The 22,700-nt window shown below is 64.6% G+C and carries 20 protein-coding genes; 9 read left to right on the top strand and 11 right to left on the bottom strand.

Going from position 1 to position 22,700, the window contains the following annotated elements; genetic code table 11:
* Positions 1 to 150: 150 nt before the first annotated feature.
* The 3 genes from ACI2KI_RS08725 to ACI2KI_RS08715 all read right to left on the bottom strand — a co-directional run bounded on the left by ACI2KI_RS08725 (position 151) and on the right by ACI2KI_RS08715 (position 5,592).
* Positions 151 to 2,265 carry a ParB/RepB/Spo0J family partition protein gene (locus tag ACI2KI_RS08725; protein WP_404619296.1) on the bottom strand — a complete coding sequence of 705 codons (2,115 nt, stop codon included), beginning with the start codon at positions 2,263 to 2,265 and terminating at the stop codon, positions 151 to 153.
* A gap of 505 nt (positions 2,266 to 2,770) precedes the next feature.
* Positions 2,771 to 4,210, bottom strand: a complete 1,440-nt coding sequence (locus ACI2KI_RS08720; protein WP_404619294.1) for a recombinase family protein — start codon at positions 4,208 to 4,210, stop codon at positions 2,771 to 2,773.
* Entirely contained in the window at positions 4,210 to 5,592 is a 1,383-nt protein-coding gene (locus tag ACI2KI_RS08715) for a recombinase family protein (protein WP_404619292.1), read from the bottom strand. Before ACI2KI_RS08715 ends, ACI2KI_RS08720 begins: the two co-directional genes overlap by 1 nt.
* Positions 5,593 to 5,876: 284 nt before the next feature.
* Between ACI2KI_RS08715 and ACI2KI_RS08710 the strand changes: the two genes are divergently transcribed.
* The 3 genes from ACI2KI_RS08710 (at position 5,877) to ACI2KI_RS08700 (ending at position 6,907) form a co-directional block, all read left to right on the top strand.
* Entirely contained in the window at positions 5,877 to 6,053 is a 177-nt protein-coding gene (locus ACI2KI_RS08710) for a DUF1328 domain-containing protein (protein WP_404619290.1), read from the top strand.
* 188 nt (positions 6,054 to 6,241) lie between these two features.
* Positions 6,242 to 6,442: a hypothetical protein gene (locus tag ACI2KI_RS08705; protein WP_404619288.1), complete on the top strand. Its 201-nt coding sequence runs from the start codon at positions 6,242 to 6,244 to the stop codon at positions 6,440 to 6,442.
* A gap of 201 nt (positions 6,443 to 6,643) precedes the next feature.
* The gene (locus ACI2KI_RS08700) at positions 6,644 to 6,907 is read left to right on the top strand and encodes a hypothetical protein (RefSeq protein ID WP_404619286.1); all 264 of its coding nucleotides are present in this window, start codon (positions 6,644 to 6,646) and stop codon (positions 6,905 to 6,907) included.
* 116 nt (positions 6,908 to 7,023) lie between these two features.
* Here the strand turns inward: ACI2KI_RS08700 and ACI2KI_RS08695 are convergent, their stop codons facing one another.
* From ACI2KI_RS08695 to ACI2KI_RS08685, 3 genes are all read right to left on the bottom strand, one after another.
* Complete coding sequence (locus tag ACI2KI_RS08695; RefSeq protein ID WP_404619284.1) at positions 7,024 to 7,392, bottom strand: type II toxin-antitoxin system RelE/ParE family toxin; 369 nt, start codon at positions 7,390 to 7,392, stop codon at positions 7,024 to 7,026.
* A complete protein-coding gene (locus tag ACI2KI_RS08690; protein WP_404619282.1) occupies positions 7,350 to 7,637 on the bottom strand; it encodes a CopG family ribbon-helix-helix protein in 288 nt (95 codons plus the stop codon). The genes ACI2KI_RS08695 and ACI2KI_RS08690 overlap by 43 nt, the downstream gene beginning before the upstream one ends.
* 1,266 nt (positions 7,638 to 8,903) lie before the next feature.
* Positions 8,904 to 9,095: a hypothetical protein gene (locus ACI2KI_RS08685; protein ID WP_404619280.1), complete on the bottom strand. Its 192-nt coding sequence runs from the start codon at positions 9,093 to 9,095 to the stop codon at positions 8,904 to 8,906.
* Between the two features lie 1,191 nt (positions 9,096 to 10,286).
* Between ACI2KI_RS08685 and ACI2KI_RS08680 the strand changes: the two genes are divergently transcribed.
* Positions 10,287 to 10,769 (top strand): hypothetical protein, encoded by a 483-nt coding sequence (locus ACI2KI_RS08680; protein ID WP_404619278.1) that lies wholly within the window; start codon positions 10,287 to 10,289, stop codon positions 10,767 to 10,769.
* Positions 10,770 to 10,932: 163 nt separating this feature from the next.
* Here the strand turns inward: ACI2KI_RS08680 and ACI2KI_RS08675 are convergent, their stop codons facing one another.
* Together ACI2KI_RS08675 and ACI2KI_RS08670 are read right to left on the bottom strand one after the other, a co-directional pair.
* A complete protein-coding gene (locus ACI2KI_RS08675; protein WP_404619275.1) occupies positions 10,933 to 12,162 on the bottom strand; it encodes an MFS transporter in 1,230 nt (409 codons plus the stop codon).
* Between the two features lie 742 nt (positions 12,163 to 12,904).
* Positions 12,905 to 14,515 carry a sensor histidine kinase gene (locus tag ACI2KI_RS08670; RefSeq protein ID WP_404619273.1) on the bottom strand — a complete coding sequence of 537 codons (1,611 nt, stop codon included), beginning with the start codon at positions 14,513 to 14,515 and terminating at the stop codon, positions 12,905 to 12,907.
* A gap of 302 nt (positions 14,516 to 14,817) precedes the next feature.
* Between ACI2KI_RS08670 and ACI2KI_RS08665 the strand changes: the two genes are divergently transcribed.
* The 5 genes from ACI2KI_RS08665 (at position 14,818) to ACI2KI_RS08645 (ending at position 19,545) form a co-directional block, all read left to right on the top strand.
* Positions 14,818 to 15,270: a PA2169 family four-helix-bundle protein gene (locus ACI2KI_RS08665; protein WP_404619271.1), complete on the top strand. Its 453-nt coding sequence runs from the start codon at positions 14,818 to 14,820 to the stop codon at positions 15,268 to 15,270.
* A 352-nt stretch (positions 15,271 to 15,622) separates the two neighbouring features.
* Positions 15,623 to 16,030 carry a PleD family two-component system response regulator gene (locus tag ACI2KI_RS08660; RefSeq protein WP_404619269.1) on the top strand — a complete coding sequence of 136 codons (408 nt, stop codon included), beginning with the start codon at positions 15,623 to 15,625 and terminating at the stop codon, positions 16,028 to 16,030.
* Complete coding sequence (locus ACI2KI_RS08655; RefSeq protein ID WP_404619267.1) at positions 16,005 to 17,066, top strand: YaiO family outer membrane beta-barrel protein; 1,062 nt, start codon at positions 16,005 to 16,007, stop codon at positions 17,064 to 17,066. Before ACI2KI_RS08660 ends, ACI2KI_RS08655 begins: the two co-directional genes overlap by 26 nt.
* Positions 17,067 to 17,098: 32 nt before the next feature.
* Positions 17,099 to 18,124 carry a HEAT repeat domain-containing protein gene (locus ACI2KI_RS08650; protein ID WP_404619265.1) on the top strand — a complete coding sequence of 342 codons (1,026 nt, stop codon included), beginning with the start codon at positions 17,099 to 17,101 and terminating at the stop codon, positions 18,122 to 18,124.
* Positions 18,121 to 19,545: a glycosyltransferase family 2 protein gene (locus tag ACI2KI_RS08645; RefSeq protein ID WP_404619263.1), complete on the top strand. Its 1,425-nt coding sequence runs from the start codon at positions 18,121 to 18,123 to the stop codon at positions 19,543 to 19,545. The genes ACI2KI_RS08650 and ACI2KI_RS08645 overlap by 4 nt, the downstream gene beginning before the upstream one ends.
* On the opposite strand, the gene ACI2KI_RS08640 is transcribed toward ACI2KI_RS08645, so the two are convergent.
* Genes ACI2KI_RS08640 through ACI2KI_RS08630 form a run of 3 tightly spaced genes read right to left on the bottom strand, consistent with a single transcriptional unit; the run spans position 19,529 to position 22,610 of the window.
* Positions 19,529 to 19,813, bottom strand: a complete 285-nt coding sequence (locus ACI2KI_RS08640) for an Hpt domain-containing protein (protein ID WP_404619261.1) — start codon at positions 19,811 to 19,813, stop codon at positions 19,529 to 19,531. The genes ACI2KI_RS08645 and ACI2KI_RS08640 overlap by 17 nt on opposite strands.
* Positions 19,810 to 20,193, bottom strand: a complete 384-nt coding sequence (locus ACI2KI_RS08635) for a response regulator (RefSeq protein ID WP_313472148.1) — start codon at positions 20,191 to 20,193, stop codon at positions 19,810 to 19,812. Before ACI2KI_RS08635 ends, ACI2KI_RS08640 begins: the two co-directional genes overlap by 4 nt.
* Positions 20,190 to 22,610: a CHASE3 domain-containing protein gene (locus ACI2KI_RS08630; RefSeq protein ID WP_404619258.1), complete on the bottom strand. Its 2,421-nt coding sequence runs from the start codon at positions 22,608 to 22,610 to the stop codon at positions 20,190 to 20,192. The genes ACI2KI_RS08635 and ACI2KI_RS08630 overlap by 4 nt, the downstream gene beginning before the upstream one ends.
* Between the last annotated feature and the right edge of the window lie 90 nt (positions 22,611 to 22,700).

Here is a 22,700-nt window from a genome sequence, read left to right as displayed (position 1 = left end):
CGGCTGTTTCGATGGCGGGGCAAGGCCGCGCTTTTGCCAGCGAACCGTCTCGCGGCGTGAACTCGCGGTCCCGGCGGCCGCCGAGCGCAGTCGCTCGCCTCCGGCGGTCGGCCGCGCGCCCATCCGACGCGCGGCCGTTTTCGTCGTCGCCTATTCCGCTGCGAAGGCGTAGCCGTCCTGCTTCTCCTCGAAATCCGAGGTACGGGTATCGACCGGGGCCGGCTCCTTTGCTTCGACCTCAGCCGCAGGGACGGCGGGCGGGGAAGCGCGCAGGACGACGGGCAACCAGCCGCGTCCTTCCACCAGTCGTTCGGCGGCGTCGGCCATGTCGGCCTTCTTGAGGCCGACGATACGCCCGGCCTCTTCCGCACCTGCCGCCTCCGAAACGGCTTCCACCACCCGTGACTTGCTGACTCGGGAGAAATAGCTGGCGGCGGTGGCCGACCATGTCGCCGTCATGTCCAATCCGACCGCCGTCGTCAGCGTCTCGGCCTGAGCCCATGCGCCGGGTCGACGATCATGCGGATCGCGCACCGCGTGGAGACCGGCGCCCGCACAGCAGGCGAGAAGGTCGAGAAGCTCGGAGCGGTCCATCGGCGCCATCACGGCCCACAGGTCAGCGGCCCCTTCCGGCAGCCGCGCGCCCCAAGCCTCGAGACGGTCGGCCACGCGCCGCCCCGCCGGACCGTCGCCCACCCCCGGCGCATAGCGCTCCAGCCCTCCGACGGACAGGCGCAACTGCAGGGGCGTGAAGTCGCCGTAACCGGGATAGAAGACCTGCAAGGCCATGGCGTGAACTACCGTCGCCAGGGCGGCGGCGACATCGGCCTGAACCGCATCCCTGAGACCCATGGTCTTGTGGGCCGTCAGGTCCATGAGCAGGCGATCGGAAAGGGGCGCCCGTTCTGGGTCCCGTTCCACCCCGTCGGTTCTGGAACCCGGGCGGTCGTTCTCGGGATCGCCGCAGGCGTCGCCGGTCTCGCCCTCGCTTTTCCCGGCCTCTTCTTCCCACGGCGGAGGCGGCGCCGAAACAGCGTCCTCGGCCCGAACCAGACCGCGCTCGAAGCGGGCGAGACCGTCATGGCCGAGCATGACCATGATCCCGGACCGCGCCCTGGCCTCGGGCGTATAGTCGTAGTCGGGACCATCGGCCTGCAAGGCCCTGTCGATGACCTCCAGTCGGGCGTCCGTCTCGGGCGGCAGAAGCTCCACCGCATCGGCCTGCGAGATGAGCCGGTCATACTCCTGCGACAGCGCCGCCATCTCCGCGAGCTCCGTCTCGGACCTGACCACCGCCGCCGGATAGACCCGCCCGAAGCCCGCCGCTTCCGAAAACTCGGCGCAGACCCCGCCCCATTTCCAGCCTTCGCGCTGGCGAGCGTCCTCGACGAGCGCCGTCAGCTTCTCGCCGACCAGCCGATCCAGCAGGACCGGGTCTTCCAGCCAGCCGCCTCCGTCCTCAGTGAAGAGGTCGCGCAGCACAGCGCCGCCTTCGGCCTCATAGGCCTCGAGCCCCACGAAACCGACGCGCCGGTCGTCGGCGCGGACCTTGGCCTCGGTCATGGCGCGACGAATGGCGTAGATGGAGGGATAGGGTCCCATCTGCGCCATCACCTGACGCTGGCGGTCCTGATCCTCGCTGACGCAGAAGGCGGTGAGAATGTCGAGGGTGATCCTTCCCTCGCGATAGGCGTCCATCAGTTCCGGCGCCGCCGCGCCCAGCCGCAGGCGCTGTCGCACCACCTGAGCGGAGACCCCGAAACGCGCGCCGATCTCCTCCGGGCCGTAACCCCTGTCTTCCGCCAGCTTGCGGAAGGCTTCGAACTGATCGGCCGGGTGCATGGCTTCGCGCGTGATGTTTTCATCGAGGCTGATCTCGTGGGCGTCATTGTCGGAATCGACCGTCACCCTGACCGGATGGGTGCGCTTGATCGCCTTTCTCCTGGACAGAAGCCGCAGAGCCTGCCGCCGCCCCTCCCCGATGGTCACGAGATAGTTTCCTGTCCCGGCGCCGTTCGCCGAGCGTTCGATCTCGACCACGGGCGGCTGCAACACCCCCTTGGCCCTGATCGACGCCGCCAGCGCCTCAATCGCCGCTTCGGAATGCTTCACCTTCCGGGCGTTCCTCGGCGAGGCCTTCAACCGGTTCAGCGGAACCACGATCTCCGCGCCGTGCGCCGGTTCCTGAACCGCCGGATCGCGCAGGTCCGGGGCGGCGACGTCAGTCGCCGCCATGGCGAGCGTCTGGATGGAATGAGCAGTCATGTCTGCCTCCTCTGGGCGAGGGTTGCAGGCACGCGAAAGGCGCGCCTGAAACCCTGCCCGTCGGCGAGACCGGGGTAGCAAGGGCCAGGGCGGATCGGGCGGAGGGGGATCACCCGGCCTGCACAAGCTCACAGGTGTGACATCCCTGGCGACGCTGGCCGCGCGGAAGGCTGGGGAGACCGGCCGATCCGGCGGCGCAGCCGCTTCACCCTGGCCCGCGCGAGGGCGGAGCCCTTAGGGCCCTTCGCCTCTTCGGGCGGGCGTTCCGTCGGTTCCGCGGTCGCCCTGCCAGTCGGGCCGAGGCGGAGCATGGTCGCCTCTGGTCACGGAATTTCCCGAAGACGAGGCGCGACCGGCCTGGCGAAACATGTCTGCAGGGTCAGGTCGATCCCTGTTGCGCCGTCATTGACGGGAAGGCTCGCCGCACACCTCGGACTGCACACGGGATGCGGCGAGGAGATCTCACCCGTCAAGCCTCGCCCTGTGCGGATCGCCTTCCCATCGCTCACTTGGGGACGCGGCGGCGTCCTACACGAGGCCCCACCGGGAGACCTGCCGCTTCATAGGCTTCGGCGATGGACCCGAATATCGTCCTTATCCGGTTATCGCCTGGAATCCCCGGCGACGCCTTGATCAGCTTGAGAGAGATGCGCCCGTGCTGCTTGTGGAGAGCGCGCAGGGCCTCGATGGTCTGGTCGCGATCAAGCGGCGTCCCGTCCGGGTTCAGCCCGCGACGATACCCCGTGTAGCGAAAGCCGACGCGCTCATAGGCTGCTTTCATGGAGCCGAAGCGGCTGCGGTAGACCGTGGGCGAGGCCATGTTCTCAGCCTTGGCTATCGCCTCAAGCGTGGGTCGCTGACGCGCCAGAAGACAAGCCAGTTCGCGGATCATCTCTTCTTCAGTCTTGCCGTGACCTCGCTTCAGCGCGCCCATCCGCTCCTGGGCCGCGACAAAGGTATCCACGTCCACAATGGGTTCAAGAACCCGGACGTAGGTCCATTGCGAGCGATCGACAGCAATCGTGCGCTTTCCCAGCTCAACCCTGGACTTCCCGTAGGCCTGGAAGCCGACAACCAGTTCCCGTCTGAGTATCTTCTGTACGCGATCACCGTTCCAGGGGGTTCCGTCACGCCACATGACGCCCTGCCGTGTGAGAAGTCTCGCGATCCCCGCCTGACTGCGGGCCTCATGCACGAACCACTCAAAAATTCGCTGTATGACTGCAAGTTCTTCCGGCGGCCCCCAGATGTAGCGGACCTCCTGGTCGGGCCGCGACTTCCATTGTCCGTCCTGAAGGATGGGTCCCGCGCTCCCGTCCGCGTTCACCACCTGCCGCCGAAAGCCGTACACGGCGCCGCCGCCCAGGGCGCGGCCTCGGGCCGCCTTCGCCCGGCGCCCGGCGCGAACCTTGACGGACAGGTCCCGACTGTACTCTCCGGCCATGACCCGTTTGAGTTGCTTGAAGACCGAGCCAAAGCTGTCGTCAGCGAAGAGCTCGGCACAGTAGATGACGGAGAGCCCGGCCTCTCGGCACAGGAACTCATAGTGCGCCGCCTCGTCGGCGTCCTGAAACCGGCCCCAACGACTGACGTCGAAAACGAGAATGGTCGAGAACGGAGCCTTCCCTGACAGAACCTCCGACAGGAGGCGCTGAAGGCCGGGGCGTTTGTCGACGGTCACGCCGCTTCTTCCTGCATCCTCATAGGTGCGGACGATCTCGATCCCACGGCTTTCCGCGAAGCCCGCGATATAGGCGCGCTGACTTCCCAGGGAGTAGCGCTGATGATCTGTGGACATACGCAGGTATTGCGCAGCGAGAGCCGGTTTTCGCTCAACACGGGGCAGATCCGGAGACAGGACGACGGCGCCGTCGGCGTCCCGCCCGAAATGGCGTCTCAGCCTGGCCGGAAGATCATCCATGCCGAAAGGCGGTTCTTCCTCCATCACAAGCCTGCCGCGCGATAGGCGGCCGTAACCGTGCCGAACGTCTTTCGGATCAAACCGATTGATGGAAGACGACGATCCGCCTGTATCAGGGAGACATTCACCCTCCCCCTGTCTTGATGCAGTCGACGCAGCCCCTCGAGGATGGCCGCCCGCGAAAGGGGCTTTCCATCCGGCGCCGCGCCTCGCGAAACGCGCGGCTTGACGTAGCCTGCCAATCGTTCCGCCTCCGCAAGGGTGCCGAAACGCGACATGTAGCGTCTCGCACTTGGAATTTCGGGGCAGGCGTCGATCAGGGCGGCGGTAAGTCTTCCTTCCTTGTCAAGGAGCGCTTTCAGCCCGGAAACCAGTTCCTCCCGGGTATGGGCATATCGGCCGTCGAGCGCTCTAAATCGCGCCTGCGCCGCCTCGAACATCTCCTCCGACACGATCCCCTCGAAGACCTGGATTTCTCCCCAACGGCCGCTGTCCAACTCCGGTCCGCGGACGCCCAGTACGGTTCGGGAACGGCCATAGTGTTGCAGTCCCTTCGACAGCGGGTCGCGAAGGATTCTGGCGACCCGGCGACGCGTCCAACGCGATCCGTCCGTCCAGAAGATCCCTTCTTCCGACAGGATCGATGCGATATCCGCCATCGACCTGCCGCCTTCGACGAACATCTGGAAAATGCACCGTACAGTCTGGGACCGCTCCCCGGTCGCGGGAACCAGGCGCAAGGACTGAAGCGGATGAGAGCGAAAGCCGCCGCACCTCAGAACAGGTCCGCACGTCCCGTCAGCTTCGATAATCTGCCGGTCCACAAGGTACCGGGGCCACGCGCCCGGCGCGCGGCCCGCCTCCGCAGCCCCCCGCTTTCCTCTGCGCGTCCTGTCCGAAATCTGCCGGACATAGTCCGCCGCCATCACGCGCCTGACCTGCTTGGCGAGTTGGGCCGGAGGGCCGACCCCCACCAGGTCGCGACAGTAGGTTACAGAGACGCCGTGACTTCGGCAGACGAACTCGTAGTGCGCCGCCTCGTCAGGGTCCTGAAAGCGGCCCCATCGGCTGATGTCGAGGACCAGAACGTGGGCATAGTTCGCCCTTTTCGTGACCACGTCGAAGAGAAGACGGCTCAAGCCTGACCGTTTCTCCAAGGTCATGCCGCTCTTCCCGACATCTTCGTACGCCGCGACGATGTCGAAGCCCTCGCTCCGGGCGTAGCCTTGGAGCTCCCGCCGTTGGAGCGCCAGAGACGTAGGCTGTCGCAGCGTCGAGACCCTGAGATAGGCGGCCGCCCGTCGATCAATCGACTTCGGGCTCTCCTCAATCCTTGCGGGTCGAATCCGCCGCACCACCCAGTCGTCTACATGGGCCGAGTACTCCGGGGCCGGGCGCTTCTCCATTGGAGCCACTCCATCCTCCGAGGACAGGGGACGGCCATGAGGGTCGGTCCTCCTCGCTCGTAGACGAATTCCGTGACGCATGGAGCTCGCCGCGATGGGGACCCATAGGTCCCTGCCCGCGGCCATGCGTCAAGCCCGCGTCGCATTTGCGCAGGCTTGCGCGGCGGGCCGGCGCATCCGCCAGGATGGAACAGTCAAATCCAGGGCGCGTTGGTCGCACGTCGAATGATCGGCAGGGAGGTGTCGAGCTTAACCTCCATCAACAGACTCCGGAGGACCGTTCCATGCTTCGCTGGGCCATCATCTTCTTCATCATCGCCCTGGTCGCGGCCGTGCTCGGCTTCGGCGGCATCTCGGGCATGTCGTTCGAGATCGCCAAATTCATCGCCGTCATCGCCGTCATCCTGTTCGTGGTCTCGCTGGTCGTCGGAGGCATGCGTGGTCGCGGTCCGCGACTCTGACGCGCTTCAGTCGCGCCGCCTAAAAGGCCCCGGTCATCGCCGGGGCCTTTTTCCTGTCCGCCGCCTAGCCGCGCAGACCTCCGCTTCGCCAGGTTCCCGGCCGCGTCCAAACTTATCGTGAAACGCCAATGCAGGAACGCTCGTTTCCGCAGCCGCTTCCCTTCCTGCAACCCAGAAGGAGAAACGACATGACCGACGTCCAACCGAACCCCGACCGCGAACAGGATCCGGAAACCAATACGCCCCAGCCGGATGAAAACCCGCAACAGCGCGAGCATCTCCGCGATCAGGCCCAGCGCCAGCCGGGCAAGGACGACCCGGCGCCCGCATCGGGCGGCGAAGGCGCCGCCGGCGCGGGCGGCCCTGACGGCTTTGGCTCTGGAAGCTGAAGGGAGAGCCCTTGTGACCGATACCCGACCCAATGAAAGCGCGCCGGCCGACGCTGGTCCGAACGACGACCCTCAGGATCACGACAGCCTTCAATCTCAGGCGCGGCGGGAGACGTCCAAGGCGGCGGGCGAAGACCCCGATGGGGATCGTCGATCGCCCATGACCCCGCCCATTGCAAACCCGGACTGAGGAGATGGAAGGTGACTGAATCCAAGCCCGATCCCGACCGCGACCCGACCCGTCCCCAGCCCGGGAAAGCCGACGACAGCGGCCTCGGCCTAGGTGAAGACAGCCTTCAGAAACAGGCGGCTCGCGAAACCACCTTGGATCAGAGCGGCGACAAGAGGGCCGCCGACTGTCTTTCGGACGAAAACGGAAACCTGACGAAGATACCGGCCGGCGCCGTGCCGGAAGGCGATCTTCAGGAACAACAGCGCGGCAAGGGCCAGCAGAGTCCGTCCTGAACGCCGAGCCTAATCCGAAAGGACCGGTCTTTTGCGGTCATGGCCGAGGCGGTTGCACAAAAGCCGCTTCGGCCTTCACTGCACGACGGATCGGCGCGGGAGCTGCGCCCCAGCCCCTACGGGGAGAGGCGTTCCTTTAGGCCGTCAGGCGCGCGCCCCCCGAACCCCTGAGGCGCCGGCCACTGACGGGCGGCGTGCAGCACGCGGAGAATGCGGATTTGGTCGGCGGCCATGTCATAGGCCGGGACGTAATTCCGGTGCGCCGCCAACTCGCGTGTTCCAGGGATGCGCCCTGTCCGACCAAGGCCGGAATCATCAGCGAGGCGAGCGGCCTTTTCGGAAATCAGTTCGTCCGACGCCAGGGCGGCGGTTGGACTGTCCGCCGAGATGTATTCGCGAATGTCTTTCCGGTCGATGCTCGCAAGCCGGGTCCAGACCAGCCTCACGAGTGCGACGCCAACCGCTGTCGCGTCACCTCGCGCCATGCCGCCGCCTCGGCCCCGACCTCCTCGGCCGAGATCAGATCACCGGCGTTGGCGGCGTCGATTCCAATCTGCACCTGGCGACGGAACATGGCGTCATGGTCGGCGGCTTCCTGCTGCTGGCGCACGTAGTCCCCCATGAAGCCGCGCAGCACCTGGGCGGCGTTCCGATCACTGGACTTCGCCGCCGTCGTGAACTCGCTTTTCAGGGCCTCATCGACCCGGAAGGTGAAGTTGGCTTCGTTCATGTGGACTGCTCCATGTGTTTCTGGATTAGTGCCTTGTAACAAGTAGGCGGTGCTGCGGGGGCATCGATGACCGACGTGCATGTAGTTGATGATGTAGTGGTGAGAGGCCAGAGGCGACCAGCGGGCGTGCCGGACCCGTTTCCTGCACTTGGCGACCTGGTTTGGCCAGCTTGGGTAGTCGAGAGGGGCGAGCATGAACCGGGGGCGTTCAATCCCTGCATGGCGTCCCAAATGCGACGTGAATGGAACCGTGATGCTGCTGCTGCGTCAGCAGTCCAAGAATTGGAGCAGTTCGCAGCCAATAATCCTCCCGATTCACCTATAAGCGATCGAGGGTTTTGGGCTCGGGAATATGGAACTGTCTTGTGGGAGCTTCCCAATGGGATGGTCGTCCGCGGCCCTATGACTTGGGGGGAGCATACTTTCCGACAAGCTAGCGCGGGACCAGAAGGGCGTTCTGGTGTTGAGCTCGATTGGACGCCACCAGCGCCGGGTGCGGTACCCATCGGAACCATCCACACGCATCCTTCAGGTGGTCACATTCCGTCGGGGCGTCCAAATCAACCAGGATATGATGATTTCGGCGTGCTTACTTATACCCAAGATATGCGAGCGTATTATGGTGCAGCGTCTACTAAGAATGCAGCCCGCCTCTATATTGCCGCATACCCCCTTGCCCAAGTTGGACAAACTGTAATTCCGCAAATAAATATCTATGATTACAGGAACATTGATGAGGCTGTCACGGGTAACTACACAGGTCCAGAAGTGAATCCATCGGGATCGCCATGTCCGGAACAATGATTTTCGCAGTTGTTGGCGCCGCTTTTGCCGTTGTGTCTGATGATCTTGGCTACAATTCTAGCCGATCGCAAGCACCCGATGGTCTTTCGTTTCAAGCTGGGTATGCCACACACGGCAATGGAATTTGGGCTACAGAATTTTATATAAGGCAGGATGATAGCCATTCGAGTGAATGGGTCATTCGGAAAGGACTAGTTACCCCATCAGGGCGTGAGCAAGTTTCTTGGATAACAAGTTCTTCTTGCCCTATTGCTTCGGAAGTCGCTATCAGCCTCAATCGGGTAGCTTTAGGATCCGTTTGGATGCCTGAGATCCCAGATCAACCACGCATGTTTGTTTTTCCACAACTGTCTGCCCCCCCTACTGAAGCTGACGGATATAGCCTGTGGGGGAGTTCCATTCAGGGAGATGGAATCGCCCAGTTTCGTGTAGACGCTACGACGGGAACTTCCGCTGACTGGGTCAAGGCGGCGGATCGAGCGCTTGAATCTTGTTGGACCGAGGCTGATCGTAGCTGAATCGGGACGTCCGGTTAACGGCGGAATAGGTTCCAGAAACCCGCCTCTCAGCGGGCTCAGCCAGCAACAGACGTTCGGCTTGATTTCGCCATGCATCGCGCTCCTCTTTGAGTTCACTGATGCGTTCGCGGACCATGCGTTCTCCCGCGTCATGTCAGGGGGAGGCAGGGGTGGTTTCATGGGGGGTTACGGATTGTCTCGCTGTAACCGTTCCGGTCTGTTTGACACGAAACCGCTCGGCCGGGCGATCACGTCGTCACATCCGTTTCATTAGCGCCTCTCTTGGGGGCAGGCCTCCCGTCCTCTGCAGAACCCGGTGAATGTCTGTTCGATGTTGGAGGCTGGCGAGCGGGATCAACTTGCCCTCCGCCCGAGTGCGGAACCGGGCGGCGACGTGATCCAGATCGGGGGTCGGCTGGGGAGCGCGGGCGACCGGCTCCTTCCGGCGCCCGTATCGGATCGTGCCTGTCTTCTTCAATGGGTGTGATCGAATATTCGGTCGGACAATGAGGCCGGTGAAGAAGAATTAGTCGGTCCGGTGCGTACGGGGTTTGGCTGAGCACGACGCCGGACCGACCTGCATTCCTCTGGGGAAGTGCGAAGGGGTAACCGCAGGATGGAAGGCTTGTTCCCTTACGAAGCGCCGCAACCGTCCAGATGTCTTCCCTTGGCGCTCGCCACGCGCCCTTCAGGCCCGATTGATGTCAGGATTGCTCGTCCGCCAGGGCGGGAACCAAAGCCGCCGCCCTGGCCTGACTCCAGGGAGAGGAGGTTCCTATGAAAAAACTGATCCGCGCCCAGGCCGGTGTGAAGCTGACGCGTGTCAAGCGCATGGCTGACGGCCATAGGAGACAAACCTGCTACCGGCTGACCAGCGGTCGGAACAGGTCCGGTCGGGTTATACTCGACGAGAATGAGGCCCACCGGGCCTTTGCACGGGAAGTCGCCGCCTCCCTAAGCCCAAGGTCCTCATGGATTTTGACTGGCGCGAACTGACAACAAAGCCCCTCGCCGATCAGGGCGAGGGGGAAGGATGGGTTCAACTCGATAGGGGACGAGCGGCGCTTATCGCCGGCAGGCCGCTCGAACAGCCGGCGCTGTCTGGCTCGAACGGCTCGTGAACGCCTGAGGTTCCAGAGTTCGGAAGCGAACTCATCACAGGCTGGGCGAGTTTTCTCACAAAAAATCGCGGACACTGGCCCGACCATGATACGGCGTGCCGACCGGGATGCTCTCAGGACAGAGGCCGGTCGTTGGGAGTTTTGGAAAACAAGCGGAACCATAGGTCCCGCGGCGCCATTTGATCGCAGCAATCAGGAGGAAAGCCGTGGACGATTTCAAACGTGACGACCCGAATGTAATCGCGCCTATCGGCAGCACGATCCGCCGCGCGCCGGAGACCATCATCGTCGAACGTGAAACCAATATAGCTCTGTGGTGGGTTGTCGGCATTCTTCTCGCCGCAGTCGTCTTCGGCCTTATCTATTTCCTGACGCGTCCAGCAACTGCGCCCACTGACGCCGAATTGCGCGTCATCCAGGCAGAAGCAGCGGCGGACAATGCGAGGCAAACGGCAGAGGCCGCTCTGGCTCAGAACCAGCTCAGCAGCACTCGGGACAGCGTGGCGATCGCACAGGCCCAAAGCGCGACGGCTCGCGCTGAAGCGATCCGCGCCCAGGCTGAGGCGCGCGCAGCCGAAGCGCGGGCTTCCGAGCCGGTCGTCGTCGAGCGTCAGACGGTGCTGACGCCCCCGTCCAGCAGCACGGCCGTCGTCACGACCACCACGCCCCAGCCCGGCGACCGCCCTTAACAAGCGAGGCCCTCCTCGCTGCGCCGAGGCGCAGGGGGCCCTGAACGCCATGGGTGGAAGCGCGGGGCGCACGGCATCGGACACGATAGAGGGAAAGACGCGTCCCCCTGGACCTATGACTTCCAGTTCCCGCCCGGCCGCCTCTGAGAATGACGGGCAAGGCCTAACCCACCGCCCCCGACGTCTTCATGTCAGGAAGCAGGGCGGTGACCAGGCCCAGAAGCGGCAGCACGGCGCAAAGCTTGTAGACCCAGACGATGCCGTTGGCGTCCGCGAGCAGGCCGAGGCCCGCCGCGCCGATCCCGCCGATGCCGAACATGAGACCGAACATCAGGCCCGACACCAGGCCCACACGGCCCGGCACGAGTTCCTGCGCATAGACGACCAGGGCGGCGAAGGCGGAGGACATGATGAAGCCGATGGCGATCGAGAAGACGGTCGTCCACCCCAGGTCGACGTAGGGCAACAGCAGGGCGAAGGGCGCCGCGCCGAGGAAGGACAGCCAGATCACGGCCTTGCGGCCTATCCGGTCGCCGATCGGGCCGCCGGCGAAGGTCCCCGCCGCCACGGCCGCGAGGAAGGCGAACAGGTGGAACTGGGAATCCTGAACCGAGAGAGCGAACCGCTCGATGAGGTAGAAGGTGAAGTAGTTGGTGAAGGCCCCGATGTAGATGAATTTGGCGAACATCAGCACGGCGATGATCGCAAGGGCGCTGATGATCCGACCCCGGCTCAGCTGCGGGCCGTGGCTCACGGTCCTGACCGCGACCATCGCGTGGGGATTGCGGATACGCCAGCGCGTCACGCCGAAGAGCACCCAGATCGCCGTCACCGCAGCGACCGCCAGCCACCCCACCGCGGTGAGGCCCAGGGGCAGGATAATCAGCGAGGCCGCCAGAGGCCCGATGGCGGAACCGGTGTTGCCGCCGACCTGGAAGGTCGATTGCGCTGTGCCGAACCGTCCGCCGGAGGCGAGACGGGCGACACGCGAGGCTTCCGGGTGGAAGGTGGCGGACCCCACCCCGATCACCGCCGAGGCGACCAGGAGCATGGTGAAGCCGCCGGCGGTCGCCAGCAGGCCGATCCCGATCAGGGTGGCGAACATCCCGCAGGGCAGCAGATAGGGCTTGGGATGCTTGTCCGTATAGAAGCCGATCCAGGGCTGAAGCAGCGAAGCCGTGAATTGGTAGACCAGGGCGACAAGGCCGATCTGGGTGAAGCTCAGGGCGAACTTCGTCTTCAGCATCGGATAGATGGCCGGCAGGACCGCTTGAATGAGGTCGTTGAGGAGGTGGGCGAAGGCCACGGCGCCGACGATCCGGATCAGAAACCGCGGCGAGGTCGCCATATTGGGGGCCGGCTGGGCGTCTGTCAGATCTGTCGGAATGGTCATGGGCGCACTCGATACTGCGGGCCGAGGCGGCGCGCGGCTCCTCCGCGCACCTATAGCAATTCGATCTCCCGCGTGCCGGAGAACAGACGGATCAGAAGGTGAGGCCGACGCCGCGCGCCTGCCTGGAATTTTGTGGGCCGCCGGATCGCTCCAGATTCTCGCGACTTTCAGCCTCATCCTCACCACAGAATGACACCAACCTTCGCTACTGCATCGCGCCGTCGGTCGAACGGCCAAAACAGTCAAGCTATGGCCTGGGCCGCCTCATCAGATCGCCTGCAAGCTCCAGATGAGAACGCTGATGCTCACGCCAATGAAGAATGTGGTCGCCAGAACCACGAAGATCAGCAGACCGCGTCGCAAGCGTTCCATCAGCGCCCCAGCTCAGACCTGAATATCCATGACATCGCCGTCGACGCTGAACCCGGAACGTCGAGCCAGATCTGCGGCGCTCTCCGCTGACGCCATCATGTGATTGGGCCGTCTCCTAGCGCTGCCGTCGACGATCGGCGCGTACTCGTACCAGATGCGAAGGCCACAGCCGGGCTGCTTGCGTCGGCAGCGAAGAATGATCGCCGTAGCCACTTGATCGCCTCTCCACCAACAGATCATCGAACGTCGCTGCAATACGTTCGACGCAAGACCCGGGGAGGGATCGGTCTTCATGATCACGTAAAGGACCGCGCGTCCACAACATAGGTTAGGAAGATGGGCGTCATTGCGCGCGTTGAAGCCCTGGCGGTCAGAGGTCGGAACGAAACCGGCTGTCCGAGGACAGGCGGAATCGTCCACGCGCCACCAGGCCAGCCGGTCGGTATTCTCTTTCCAGCCTGCCGTTCAGTTCATGGCGCGCCAATCTGTCCATCAGCTTCGTGCCGAACCCTTCGCGCGTAGGCGGGCTCACGACAGGCCCTCCGCGTTCGCGCCAGACAAGCTGGACGACCCCATCCTCCTCACGCGACCACCCAATCTCTACGCTGCCGGTTTCCGAGCCCAGCGCGCCGTACTTGAGGCTGTTGGTGGTGAGCTCGTGGGCGCACATGTAAAGGGCCAGCGCCGCCTCGGGCCGCAACATGACGGAAGGGCCGCGGGCTCGAATTCGTCCCTCATGGTTTTCCCCGCAACGCGCGAAGACATCCTGCATCTCGACTTCCGTCCAGGCCGCCTGCGTCAGCAGATCATGAGCCCGACCCAGTGCGGAGAGCCTTCGCTCGAACGTGCGGCAAGCTTCGTGCTCCGCCCCTCTAAAGGTCTGCGCCGCAAGCGCCTGGACGGTCGCCAAGGTGTTCTTGACGCGATGATTGAGCTCGTTGATCAGGAGGGTCTGCCTTTCGTCACGTCGGCTCAATTCGACCGAGGCGCAGCTGAGCGCCTTCTGAACCTTGGCCATGGTCGCTATGCGCCCTCGGCGAGGCGGCACGATCCCTCCGCCTCCCAGCGCAGCCGCGTCCTTTTCCAGAGCTTCCAGTTCACGCGAAATGGCGTTGGACTGGTTATGCACCGCCACCAGGCTCAACCCGCCGAGAAGGAGAAACACCGCGCCGACTCCCAGGACGTTGGTCCAGATGGGCGCTTCCAACGACCAGCGCGGCACCACGACCATGGTTGTCCAACCGGACAGCTCTGATCGGGTGTAGGCCACGACAGTCGGATCGCCGTCCAGCGAACGACTGGCCACCACGCCTTCCGGCGCGGCCGCCATTGCAGCGACCATCGCCGGCGTGGCGGACGCCCCCAGATGAACGGCGTGGTCTCGAGACCGTGCAATCACGCGGCGCCGGGCGTCGACGAGGGTGACCAGGGCGGATTTTGAAACCGGTTGGCGAGTGATCACGTCCAGAAACCGGGTTGGAGGGACGATCAGGACAACTGTCGGTTTGGTCTCCGGGGCTTGCGGGGCGGCCCCGATCGCAATGCCAGGGGCCTCGGATCGGAAAGCCCCATGAAGATCGGACACTCTGGCCCGTCCTTGCGCCGCGAACCGGATTTCATTTTCCGGGCGGATCGTCATCGGGACCGCTTGCTCGGCCGGCGTCTCGCCGACCGGCATATGGAGGGCGCGGGCCCCCTCCGGATCGACCACGGACAGCTCTATGCCCTCCCCCAACCCGAGCCGACTCGTCCGCTCTCCGAGGCGCCTCCAGTCCCCGGCGGCCAAGGCGTCCGAACTCGCGATGGCGTCGACGGCGTCAAGCTTTCGCACCACATCTATATCTATGGCGGTCGATACTGATCGAGCCGTCGCCAGAAGCGCGCGTTCATGAGCGCGACGCGCCTCGAGCACATTGAGGCCGACCAGGAGACCGAGGGCCGCAGCCGCGGGGACGGCCACGCTCAACACCAATATCGTCAAGCGTCTTCGCATGACCGCCCCTTCGCCAACCCGACAGAGAGAACCACAGGCTTTACCTTGGGTTCCTTGTGAACAGGAATGCACGAAGATGCGAGCTGCCTGTCCGGTCCGCTCCCGCAGCGAGTCCGGCGTCCGCCGCCAAGCTGGGCCAAGGCGGGACGGACCTCCGCCCACGAGCAAGGCAAACCTTGCCGGTCGTTTCCGCGCCAGACCGCATTCCAGGCGCCGCTTCAGAAGAAATCACGGAACATGACGCGACATGGAAGGTTCTATCTGGCCGTGACGCAAAGGATATCGCCTCAATGCACGTCGACAATGGACAAGCCGTCAAAACCTTGAATGATCTGATCGAAACGACCCTGGACAGTGTTCATGGTTATCGACACGCCGCAGACGGCGCGAGCAACCCCGAACTCAAGACCATGTTCAAGGATCGTGCGGACAGACGCGAAGAGCTGAGCCGTCAACTCCAGTCCGAAGTGCTTAACCTGGGGGGTGAACCGGAAGACGACCAGTCGCTGCTCGGCCGCGTCCATAACAAGTTCGCCGAACTGAGAGGCGAGCTCATGGGGCGTGATGACAGCGGTGTGATCGATGAGGTTGAACGCGGAGAAGACGTCATCAAGGCGCGTTTTGAAAAAGCTGCGGAAGACGCTGTTCTTCCCGACGCCCTGCGACAACGCATTGCTGCGGCCTATGCGGCCATCAAGGCCGACCACGACGTGATCAGCAGCCTGAAGCATCGCCAAGGTTAGGAGCCCCTGTCGCACAGCCAAGGCGTGCAGGTCTGAAGCCCACCGTGGGCGCTCAAGGCTGAAGGCCTTCGGCAGAAGCCGAAGGCCTGACGCTGTTCATGGCTCCCTCGCACGTCCCGCTCGACGCCTGTCGGCGATCGATAAGAGACGAAAGCGACGGCGCGGCGTCATGCATCTGGGGGCGTCGAACAGGCCTTCACCCCGCATCTGTTCAATGCCCCGCCTTCCGGCCGCCGCGCTCCCCTTCACGTTCGATGGCCGCCAAGACCGGGACCAGAGCGGTCGCTTGCTAGGGCTTGGTTCATACTCTCCTCCCATAGAGGTGAAGGGCGCCGGGTAGTGGAGTAAGAATATGGCCCGGATTCTGATCGCGGACGACGATCCTTTGCTGCGAGCTTTGCTGCAACACAAGCTTGCGGCGGCGGAGCATCAGGTCATCGCGGCCGAGCACGGCGGGGAGGTTGTGGACCTCGTGCAGGTTCACAAACCGGACCTTATCGTTCTGGACGCCATGATGCCGGTCATGGACGGTTTCGAGGTGTTGCGTCGCCTGAAAAGCGACGAAACCACGCGGGCTGTCCCTGTGATTATGCTGACAGCGCTAAAACATGAAAAAGACATCGTAGGCGGCCTTCAGCTGGGCGCCGCCGACTATCTGGCCAAACCCTTCATTCCCGAAGAACTCGTCCAGCGCATCAGCCGGATCATCGCGGACTCGAGCATGGAGCGCGACGATGCTCGTTCAAGACGTTCCGGCTGAGGTCCGCCAGGATCCGACCGTGCTTTATGAGGAGGCCGTCCGCGACCGACGCGCGGGGCGCAGCGAGGCGGCGCTTGCCAAGCTGGATACGGTTCTTCGGATTCGGCCCGAAAATACGGACGCCCTTTTGAATCGCGGCCTCTCCCTCGTGGCGCTTGACCGGCTGGACGAGGCCGAGGCGGACTTCGAGGCCGTCCTGGTCCGGGCTCCGAATTATGTGGACGCCCGTCTCGGGCTGGCGCTCGTCGCGCGCAGGCGCGGCGACGCCAGGCGCGCTATAATGGAAACCAATAAGGCGCTCCTTGAGGCGCCTGAACGGGCTGATCTGAAAGCCCTGGCCCGCGCCTTGCGGCCGCAACCCGCTTGGCGCTTTGATCTGGACGGCTCAAGGAGCCGCCTTGGCGCGGGATTGTCCGACTGGAACGAAGTGCGTGTCGCCGCCGCCCATGCCATGGATGAGCGCTCGACAATCACGGGCGTAGGCGAATGGACGGAACGGTTCGACAAACGGGACCTGTTCGTCGAGGGACGGCTGGACCGTCTCTTCCCCTGGGGCGAAGCTTACGGCGCGCTAGGCGGCGCCGTGGAGGCGGACTACCGTCCGACAGCCTCGGTGCGCGTTGGGGCGGAAGTCCATCTTCTGCCGAGCATCAACGGAACGCTGGACGCTTCCGCCGCGCGCTTCGCAAGCGGGACCGTGAGCAGTCTGCAGCCCGGGCTGGTCGCCGACCTCGCACAAGGGCGGGTGCGGCTGGCCGCGCGCTGGATCAACGTCTGGGACGAGACCGACCAGCACCGCGCCGGCTACGCCGTCAGTGTCAACTGGACCCCGACCGATCGTCTGCGTTTCCGGGCGGACTACGCTGACGCTCCCGAAAGCAGTGAAGGTCTGACAACAGATGTGCGCGCTCTCAGCGCCGGCGTCGAGATCGGTCTGACAGACCAGATCAGCTTGCGGGTGGGCGCCCTGCAAGAAGATCGGGGTCGTTATGATCGAAAGGCGATCACCCTCGGTCTGGGCTGGCGATTCTGGTGAGCTTTCTAACCGCATTGTGGTGGAGTTCGCTGATGCTCATCGCAGCGGCCGTGGTCTGGATGACGGGTCTGATTCTCGCCCGCCTTCTGCGGGAACGGTTCGACGGCAAACGGGCTGGGGATGAGGCCCAGATCCGCAGGTTGTTCCTGGCGATCCTGAACGGCGACGTCGGGGTAGAGCCACAACTGAAGCCCTATCAGATCCGAGCCCGTCTGATGGCCGAAGCTCTGGTGGAGGTGTTGGGGCTTGTACGTGGCGCGCAGCGGGATCGCCTGATCGAAAGCCTCGCTCGGTTGGGGCTTCCCGACCGTCTGCGCCTCCGACTCGACAGGGGGAGCAAGGCCGACCGAATAGCGGCGGTTGAGGCGCTGGCCGCCTTTCCAGATGTGGCGACCGTAGACGCCTTGCGGTCGGCCCTGGCCCGATCACGCGACGGGGATTTTCGCGTAGCGGTCCTCACCGCTCTTCTGGACATGGACGCCGCTCCGCCGTTGCAGGACATGCTGACGGACATAGCCAGACGCGGCCTGCAGGACTCCTCGCTGTACGAACCCGTCATCAGACGTGCCGCTAAGGCGACGCCGACGGAGGCTCTGGACGTCTTTATTCTTCCTCTCGCTCCTTCCGCCACCCGCGCGATGTTGGCGGACGCTTTAGGCGCGTCAGGAGACTATCGTGCCGTGGAGCCTCTGGTGCGAACCGCGGCCGACTCGGACTTGGAACTGCGTATCGCCTCGGTGCGCGCCCTTGGGCTTCTCGCTCATCCGGCTGGTGAGGCGGCCGTGACGGCGGCGCTGACCGACGCGGCCTGGCAGGTTCGCTCCGCCGCCTGCGAGGCTGTCGGTCGGATCAGGCTGGTCCAGGCCGCGCCGCGGTTGCGACAGGCGCTGGGAGACCCGGCCTGGTGGGTTCGTTTCCGCGCTGGCGAGGCGCTGGCCATCCTCGGCGATCCGGGGGTCGCCATCCTGCGCGCAGCGATCGAAGATGAGCATGACGTGGTGCGCCGCGCCGCTTCGCTCGCGCTGGCCGAGCGCGGGCTGATGAAGGCTGCGGCGTGACCGAGGAGATAGCCCTCATCCTGGTGGGATTCGCCCAGTCGATCGCCATGTTCGTGATCGGCATGGGTCTCGCCCAGAATCTCGTCTACCTGATCCAGTTGTTGCTGGCGGCCGGCGCGCTCGCCGCCCGACCGGCGATCCCGGAATCCGCCGCCCTGTGGCGCCGCTACGCCGAGGCTTCGCCGCCTATCGCCCTGCTGGCTCCGGCCTACAACGAGGCGTTCACGATTGTTCAAAGCGTCAGGTCACTGCTGTCCCTGCGTTACCCCAGTTTCGAGGTGATCGTCATCAATGACGGGTCCAGGGACGCCACCTTGCAGGTGCTGATCGACGCCTACGAATTGAAGCCTGCGCAGCGACATTATGAGCAGGCCCTGGATCATCAACCGATAAGAGGCGTCTACACGGCCGCGCACCAGCCACGCCTAATCGTCGTGGACAAGGAGAACGGCGGCAAAGCCGACGCGCTCAACGCCGGCATCAACATATCCCGGGCGCCGATCTTCTGCTCGATGGACGCTGACTCCTTGCTGGAGCCCGACGCCTTGCTGCGCGCAGTCCAGCCCTTTGTCGAAGAACCTGAGCGCACCGTGGCGGTCGGAGGCACCGTGCGTATCGCCAACGGCTGTCTCATCAGAGACGGCCAGGTGCTGGAAGTCCGCCCTCCACGCAATCTGCTCGCGCTGCTGCAGACCGTCGAATATCTGCGCGCCTTCCTCATGGCCCGGCTTGCCTGGAGCCGGATCAACACTCTCACGATCATTTCGGGCGCCTTTGGCCTCTTCCGGCGAGCACGCGTGATCGAAGCCGGCGGCTACACCCGGGGGACGGTCGGCGAAGACATGGAGTTGGTCGTCAAGCTTCACCGCCTCATGCGCGATCAAGACCGGCCGTATCGCATAGGTTTCGTTCCTGAGCCTGTATGCTGGACCGAGGCTCCGGAAGACATCCGGGTCCTGGGGCGCCAAAGGGCGCGCTGGCATCGCGGAGCTCTTGAGACCTTCGAACGCCACTGGGACGTGATGTTCCGCCCTCGCTATGGCCGCCTCGGTCCCGTCGGCTTCGGCTACATCTTCCTCGTGGATGTCCTGGGACCGGTGGTGGAGCTGCTGGGCTATCTCCTCATCCCGGCCTTCTGGGCGCTGGGACTGCTATCTCTGGACTATCTGCTGGCCTTCCTGGCCATCACCTTCACCTTCGGAGTCGTGATTTCAGTGGGAGCGCTGGCATTGGAGGAGTCAGAGCTCAGACGCTTTCCACGTGCGCGCCACCTCCTGTTGCTGACCGCTGCGGCGGTGCTGGAAAACTTCGGCTATCGACAACTCAACAACCTCTGGCGACTGCGCGGCTTGTGGCAATATCTCCGTCGAAGCCAGTCTTGGGGCGCAATGACGCGTAAGGGTTTCAGTCCGCCCGCCTAGCCAAGGCCTCCTCGAGGGCGGCCGTCAGGCGCTCGACTTTAGAGCGATCGGGCGCCTGTCCTTGAACCAAGGCGTCGTCACAGTCGGCCGCCGCGTCGCTGATGACAAGAAATCCGAAAGTGCCGGCGGCGCCCGCGAGCCTATGCACCAGAGCCTGCAATTCCTCCGAATTCAGGGCGTCGCGCTCGCGCAGCTTTTCGATGCGTTCGAGATCGCTTACGCAGCGGTCCAGAAACCGCGCCCTGAGGCTAGCCAACAGGTCGTTCATTGGCCAGCCGCAAGGATGGCCCGGACGTCTGCGGCAAGGGTCATGGGATCGAAAGGCTTGATGACGACGTCCAGCGCGCCCAAAGCGCGATACTGATCGATTTCTCCGGATCGCGCTCGCGCCGTCATGAAAATTACGGGCGTGTTTTCAAGCGCCGGCTGTTCGCGAATCCTCACAAGGGTCCCGGGTCCATCCAGGTTCGGCATCATCACGTCGAGCAGGACGACGTCAGGCCGAAGTCCCTCGTCCAGCGCGGCGAGCGCCGCCTGGCCCGAGGCGACCGAGGTCAGGACGATGTCGGGATCGAGAGCGAGCGCGTAGGCTGCGACCTCACGGATGTCGTCCTCGTCGTCGACGTGCAGTATGTTCAGGGCTGTCATTTTTGGCCTCCGGCGCGACGTGTCAGGCGGCGCACAGTGCGCGCCAGCTGGGTCAGGGACATGCGGGACTTGGTAAGCACGGCCTGGACCGCTGGCGCGGCCTGGCGATCCAGATCCTGCGCGGAATAGATGACGACCGGGATGGTGCGCCCCTCCTCGTCCGTCAGTTCCGGCAGAAGGTCGAGGCCGTTTCCGTCCGGAAGGCCAAGGTCCAGGATCACCAGGTCGGGCCGTCGGCGAGCCAGTGCGGCGCGCGCGTCGGCCAGGCTCTCCGCGCCGACGACTTCCACCGTTTCAAGCCCGTGGCGCGTCACCTCCAGAATGTCCCGGTCATCGTCCACATGCAGGACCAGCGGCTTTGCGTCTGACCGGACAAGAGATTGCACGGCAAGGCGCAAGCGGGCCTGATCCACCGGCTTCTCCATCCAGTCCGCTACCTCCAGCGAGCGTCCGCGCGCCTGGCCTCGGGCCGCGTCCCCCGAGACGACGATCACCGGCATGGCGCGCGTATCGCCGCCGGCCTTCAGCGCGCGGATCAGGCTGACGCCGTCGGCATCCGGCAACTGCAGATCGACAAGCGCCGCCGCATAGACCCCCTTGCGCGCCATCGCCAGGGCGTCCCGGGCGGTGACGGCCACGTCGGCCTGATAGCCTTCAAGGGACAGCATCTCGACCAGAACCCGTGCGGAATCGGGGTCGTCCTCGCAGATGAGCAAACGTCCCGGCCCCTCGCCCTGATCTGCGTCCGGCAGGTCCAGCGGCAGGTCGAGATGGAAGGTGGCGCCTTCGCCCTCGGCGGATTCAAACCACAGCCGTCCGCCATGGCGTTCGGCGATGTCCCGCGCGATGGCCAGACCCAGACCCGTGCCCCCCTTGGCGCGCGTGTCGGTCGAATCCGCCTGGGCGAACTTGCCGAAGATGCGCGAGCGGAATTCCTCCGAAATGCCGGGGCCGTGGTCGGCGACGCTAAGCCGGGCGATCCGGGTTTCCGGATTGACGGTGACCGTCACCTCGCCGCCGACCGGAGAGAACTTGGCGGCATTGGACAGCAGATTGGTCACCACCTGGATCAGCCGGTCGGCGTCGCCGCGCACCGGCGCGGAAGCGCCGTCCTCAAGACGCAGATTCACGCCCAGCTGATGGACGTAACCCCTGACGCCGTCGATCGCCCGTGCCGCGATGTCTCGGAGATCGAGCGGCGACATGGTCAGGACCAGCTTGCCGGCGTCAAGCTTCTCGACGTCGAGGATGTCGTTGATCAGCCGGACCAGCCGCTGGCTGTTTGAATGGGCGATGCCGATCAGACGGGCGGCTCTCTCGGGCAGGTCGCCGGCGGCGCCGCCGGCCAGCAGGCCGAGGGAGCCGGCGATGGAGGTCAGGGGCGTGCGCAGCTCATGGCTGACCGTCGAGACGAAGGCATCCTTCATCTCGGCCACCCGGCGGCGTTCGGTGATGTCCCGGATCACGGCCACCACATGGCGGCCGGCGGGCAAGTCCATCGCGCCGAGGGCCACGTCGGCGGGGAAGCTCTCCCCCGTCCGACGTTTCCCGGTCAGCTCGCGTAGAAGGCCGTCCTCCCAAGCCCCCTGACTGGCGCCGAGCCGATCCAGGAACGCGCCCTCGCCGTTTTCCGCCAGGTTGATCAGGATTCCGACGTCCCGCCGACCGATTTCCTCCGCGCGCCAGCCGAACATGCGCTCTGCAGCCGGGTTCATGGTCTCGATGCTGCCGCTCGGGTTCAGGGTGACGATGGCGTCGAAGGCGCTGTCCAGGGTGGCGCTGTGTCGCGCGGCGGCGGCCTGCAGCCGCTCCAGAAGAAGGCTTCGGGTCGCCAGATATCTCCAGACCATAAACACCGTCGCCGCCGCGATGACGACCAGGCAGAGGAACAACAACAGGACCATAAGCTCCGTGCGCGCGGTCCGCTTTGCCGCCTTGGCGGACAGGGCGGCCAGATGCTCGGCCTCGCGCTGCGTCATCTGATCCACCACCTGGCGGATCTCGTCCATTGTCGCCTTGCCCTCGCCGCTCGACACCGACGCCACGGCGGCTTCGGCCTGTCCTGCCTGGCGCAGATTGACGCTGCGCTCCATGATCCAGCGCTTACGCGCGATTTCCTGTGACAGGCGCTGGTGGTGAGCGGTCTGCGCCTCGTCGGCATTGAACAGGACGCCGAGGGCGTCCATCTGCGCGCTGATCCGCGTCAGAGCCAGATCATAAGGCTCCAGAAACCGATTATCGCCGGTGATAATGTAGCCGCGCTGTCCGGTCTCGGCGTCCTGGAGCAGAGAGAAGACGGACTGGATCTGCAATCGAGTATCGTAGGACCGGTCTACGGCCGCACGTAGGGCTGCGGCCCCGGCGAATTCACGCCGAAGCTCCACCCCGATGACGATCAGAGTCACGGCGAAGAACACCGAAGCAAGTCCCAGGGCAAAGCGAAAGCGACGCCGCCCTGGTTGACGAACCATGATCGTCATCGGCTAGACAGATACGAACGATCAATC

This window comes from Brevundimonas sp. NPDC046655 (assembly GCF_044901625.1).
In the GTDB taxonomy this organism is placed as follows: domain Bacteria; phylum Pseudomonadota; class Alphaproteobacteria; order Caulobacterales; family Caulobacteraceae; genus Brevundimonas.
This window is presented reverse-complemented; position numbering and strand designations above follow the sequence as displayed.

Coding starts and splice junctions, on each gene's coding strand:
- ACI2KI_RS08725 (WP_404619296.1), bottom strand. CDS start 2,265: ATGACTGCTCATTCCATCCAGACGCTCGCCATGGCGGCGACTGACGTC.
- ACI2KI_RS08720 (WP_404619294.1), bottom strand. CDS start 4,210: ATGGAGGAAGAACCGCCTTTCGGCATGGATGATCTTCCGGCCAGGCTG.
- ACI2KI_RS08715 (WP_404619292.1), bottom strand. CDS start 5,592: ATGGAGAAGCGCCCGGCCCCGGAGTACTCGGCCCATGTAGACGACTGG.
- ACI2KI_RS08710 (WP_404619290.1), top strand. CDS start 5,877: ATGCTTCGCTGGGCCATCATCTTCTTCATCATCGCCCTGGTCGCGGCC.
- ACI2KI_RS08705 (WP_404619288.1), top strand. CDS start 6,242: ATGACCGACGTCCAACCGAACCCCGACCGCGAACAGGATCCGGAAACC.
- ACI2KI_RS08695 (WP_404619284.1), bottom strand. CDS start 7,392: ATGGCGCGAGGTGACGCGACAGCGGTTGGCGTCGCACTCGTGAGGCTG.
- ACI2KI_RS08690 (WP_404619282.1), bottom strand. CDS start 7,637: ATGAACGAAGCCAACTTCACCTTCCGGGTCGATGAGGCCCTGAAAAGC.
- ACI2KI_RS08685 (WP_404619280.1), bottom strand. CDS start 9,095: ATGGTCCGCGAACGCATCAGTGAACTCAAAGAGGAGCGCGATGCATGG.
- ACI2KI_RS08675 (WP_404619275.1), bottom strand. CDS start 12,162: ATGACCATTCCGACAGATCTGACAGACGCCCAGCCGGCCCCCAATATG.
- ACI2KI_RS08665 (WP_404619271.1), top strand. CDS start 14,818: ATGCACGTCGACAATGGACAAGCCGTCAAAACCTTGAATGATCTGATC.
- ACI2KI_RS08660 (WP_404619269.1), top strand. CDS start 15,623: ATGGCCCGGATTCTGATCGCGGACGACGATCCTTTGCTGCGAGCTTTG.
- ACI2KI_RS08655 (WP_404619267.1), top strand. CDS start 16,005: ATGCTCGTTCAAGACGTTCCGGCTGAGGTCCGCCAGGATCCGACCGTG.
- ACI2KI_RS08650 (WP_404619265.1), top strand. CDS start 17,099: ATGCTCATCGCAGCGGCCGTGGTCTGGATGACGGGTCTGATTCTCGCC.
- ACI2KI_RS08640 (WP_404619261.1), bottom strand. CDS start 19,813: ATGAACGACCTGTTGGCTAGCCTCAGGGCGCGGTTTCTGGACCGCTGC.
- ACI2KI_RS08635 (WP_313472148.1), bottom strand. CDS start 20,193: ATGACAGCCCTGAACATACTGCACGTCGACGACGAGGACGACATCCGT.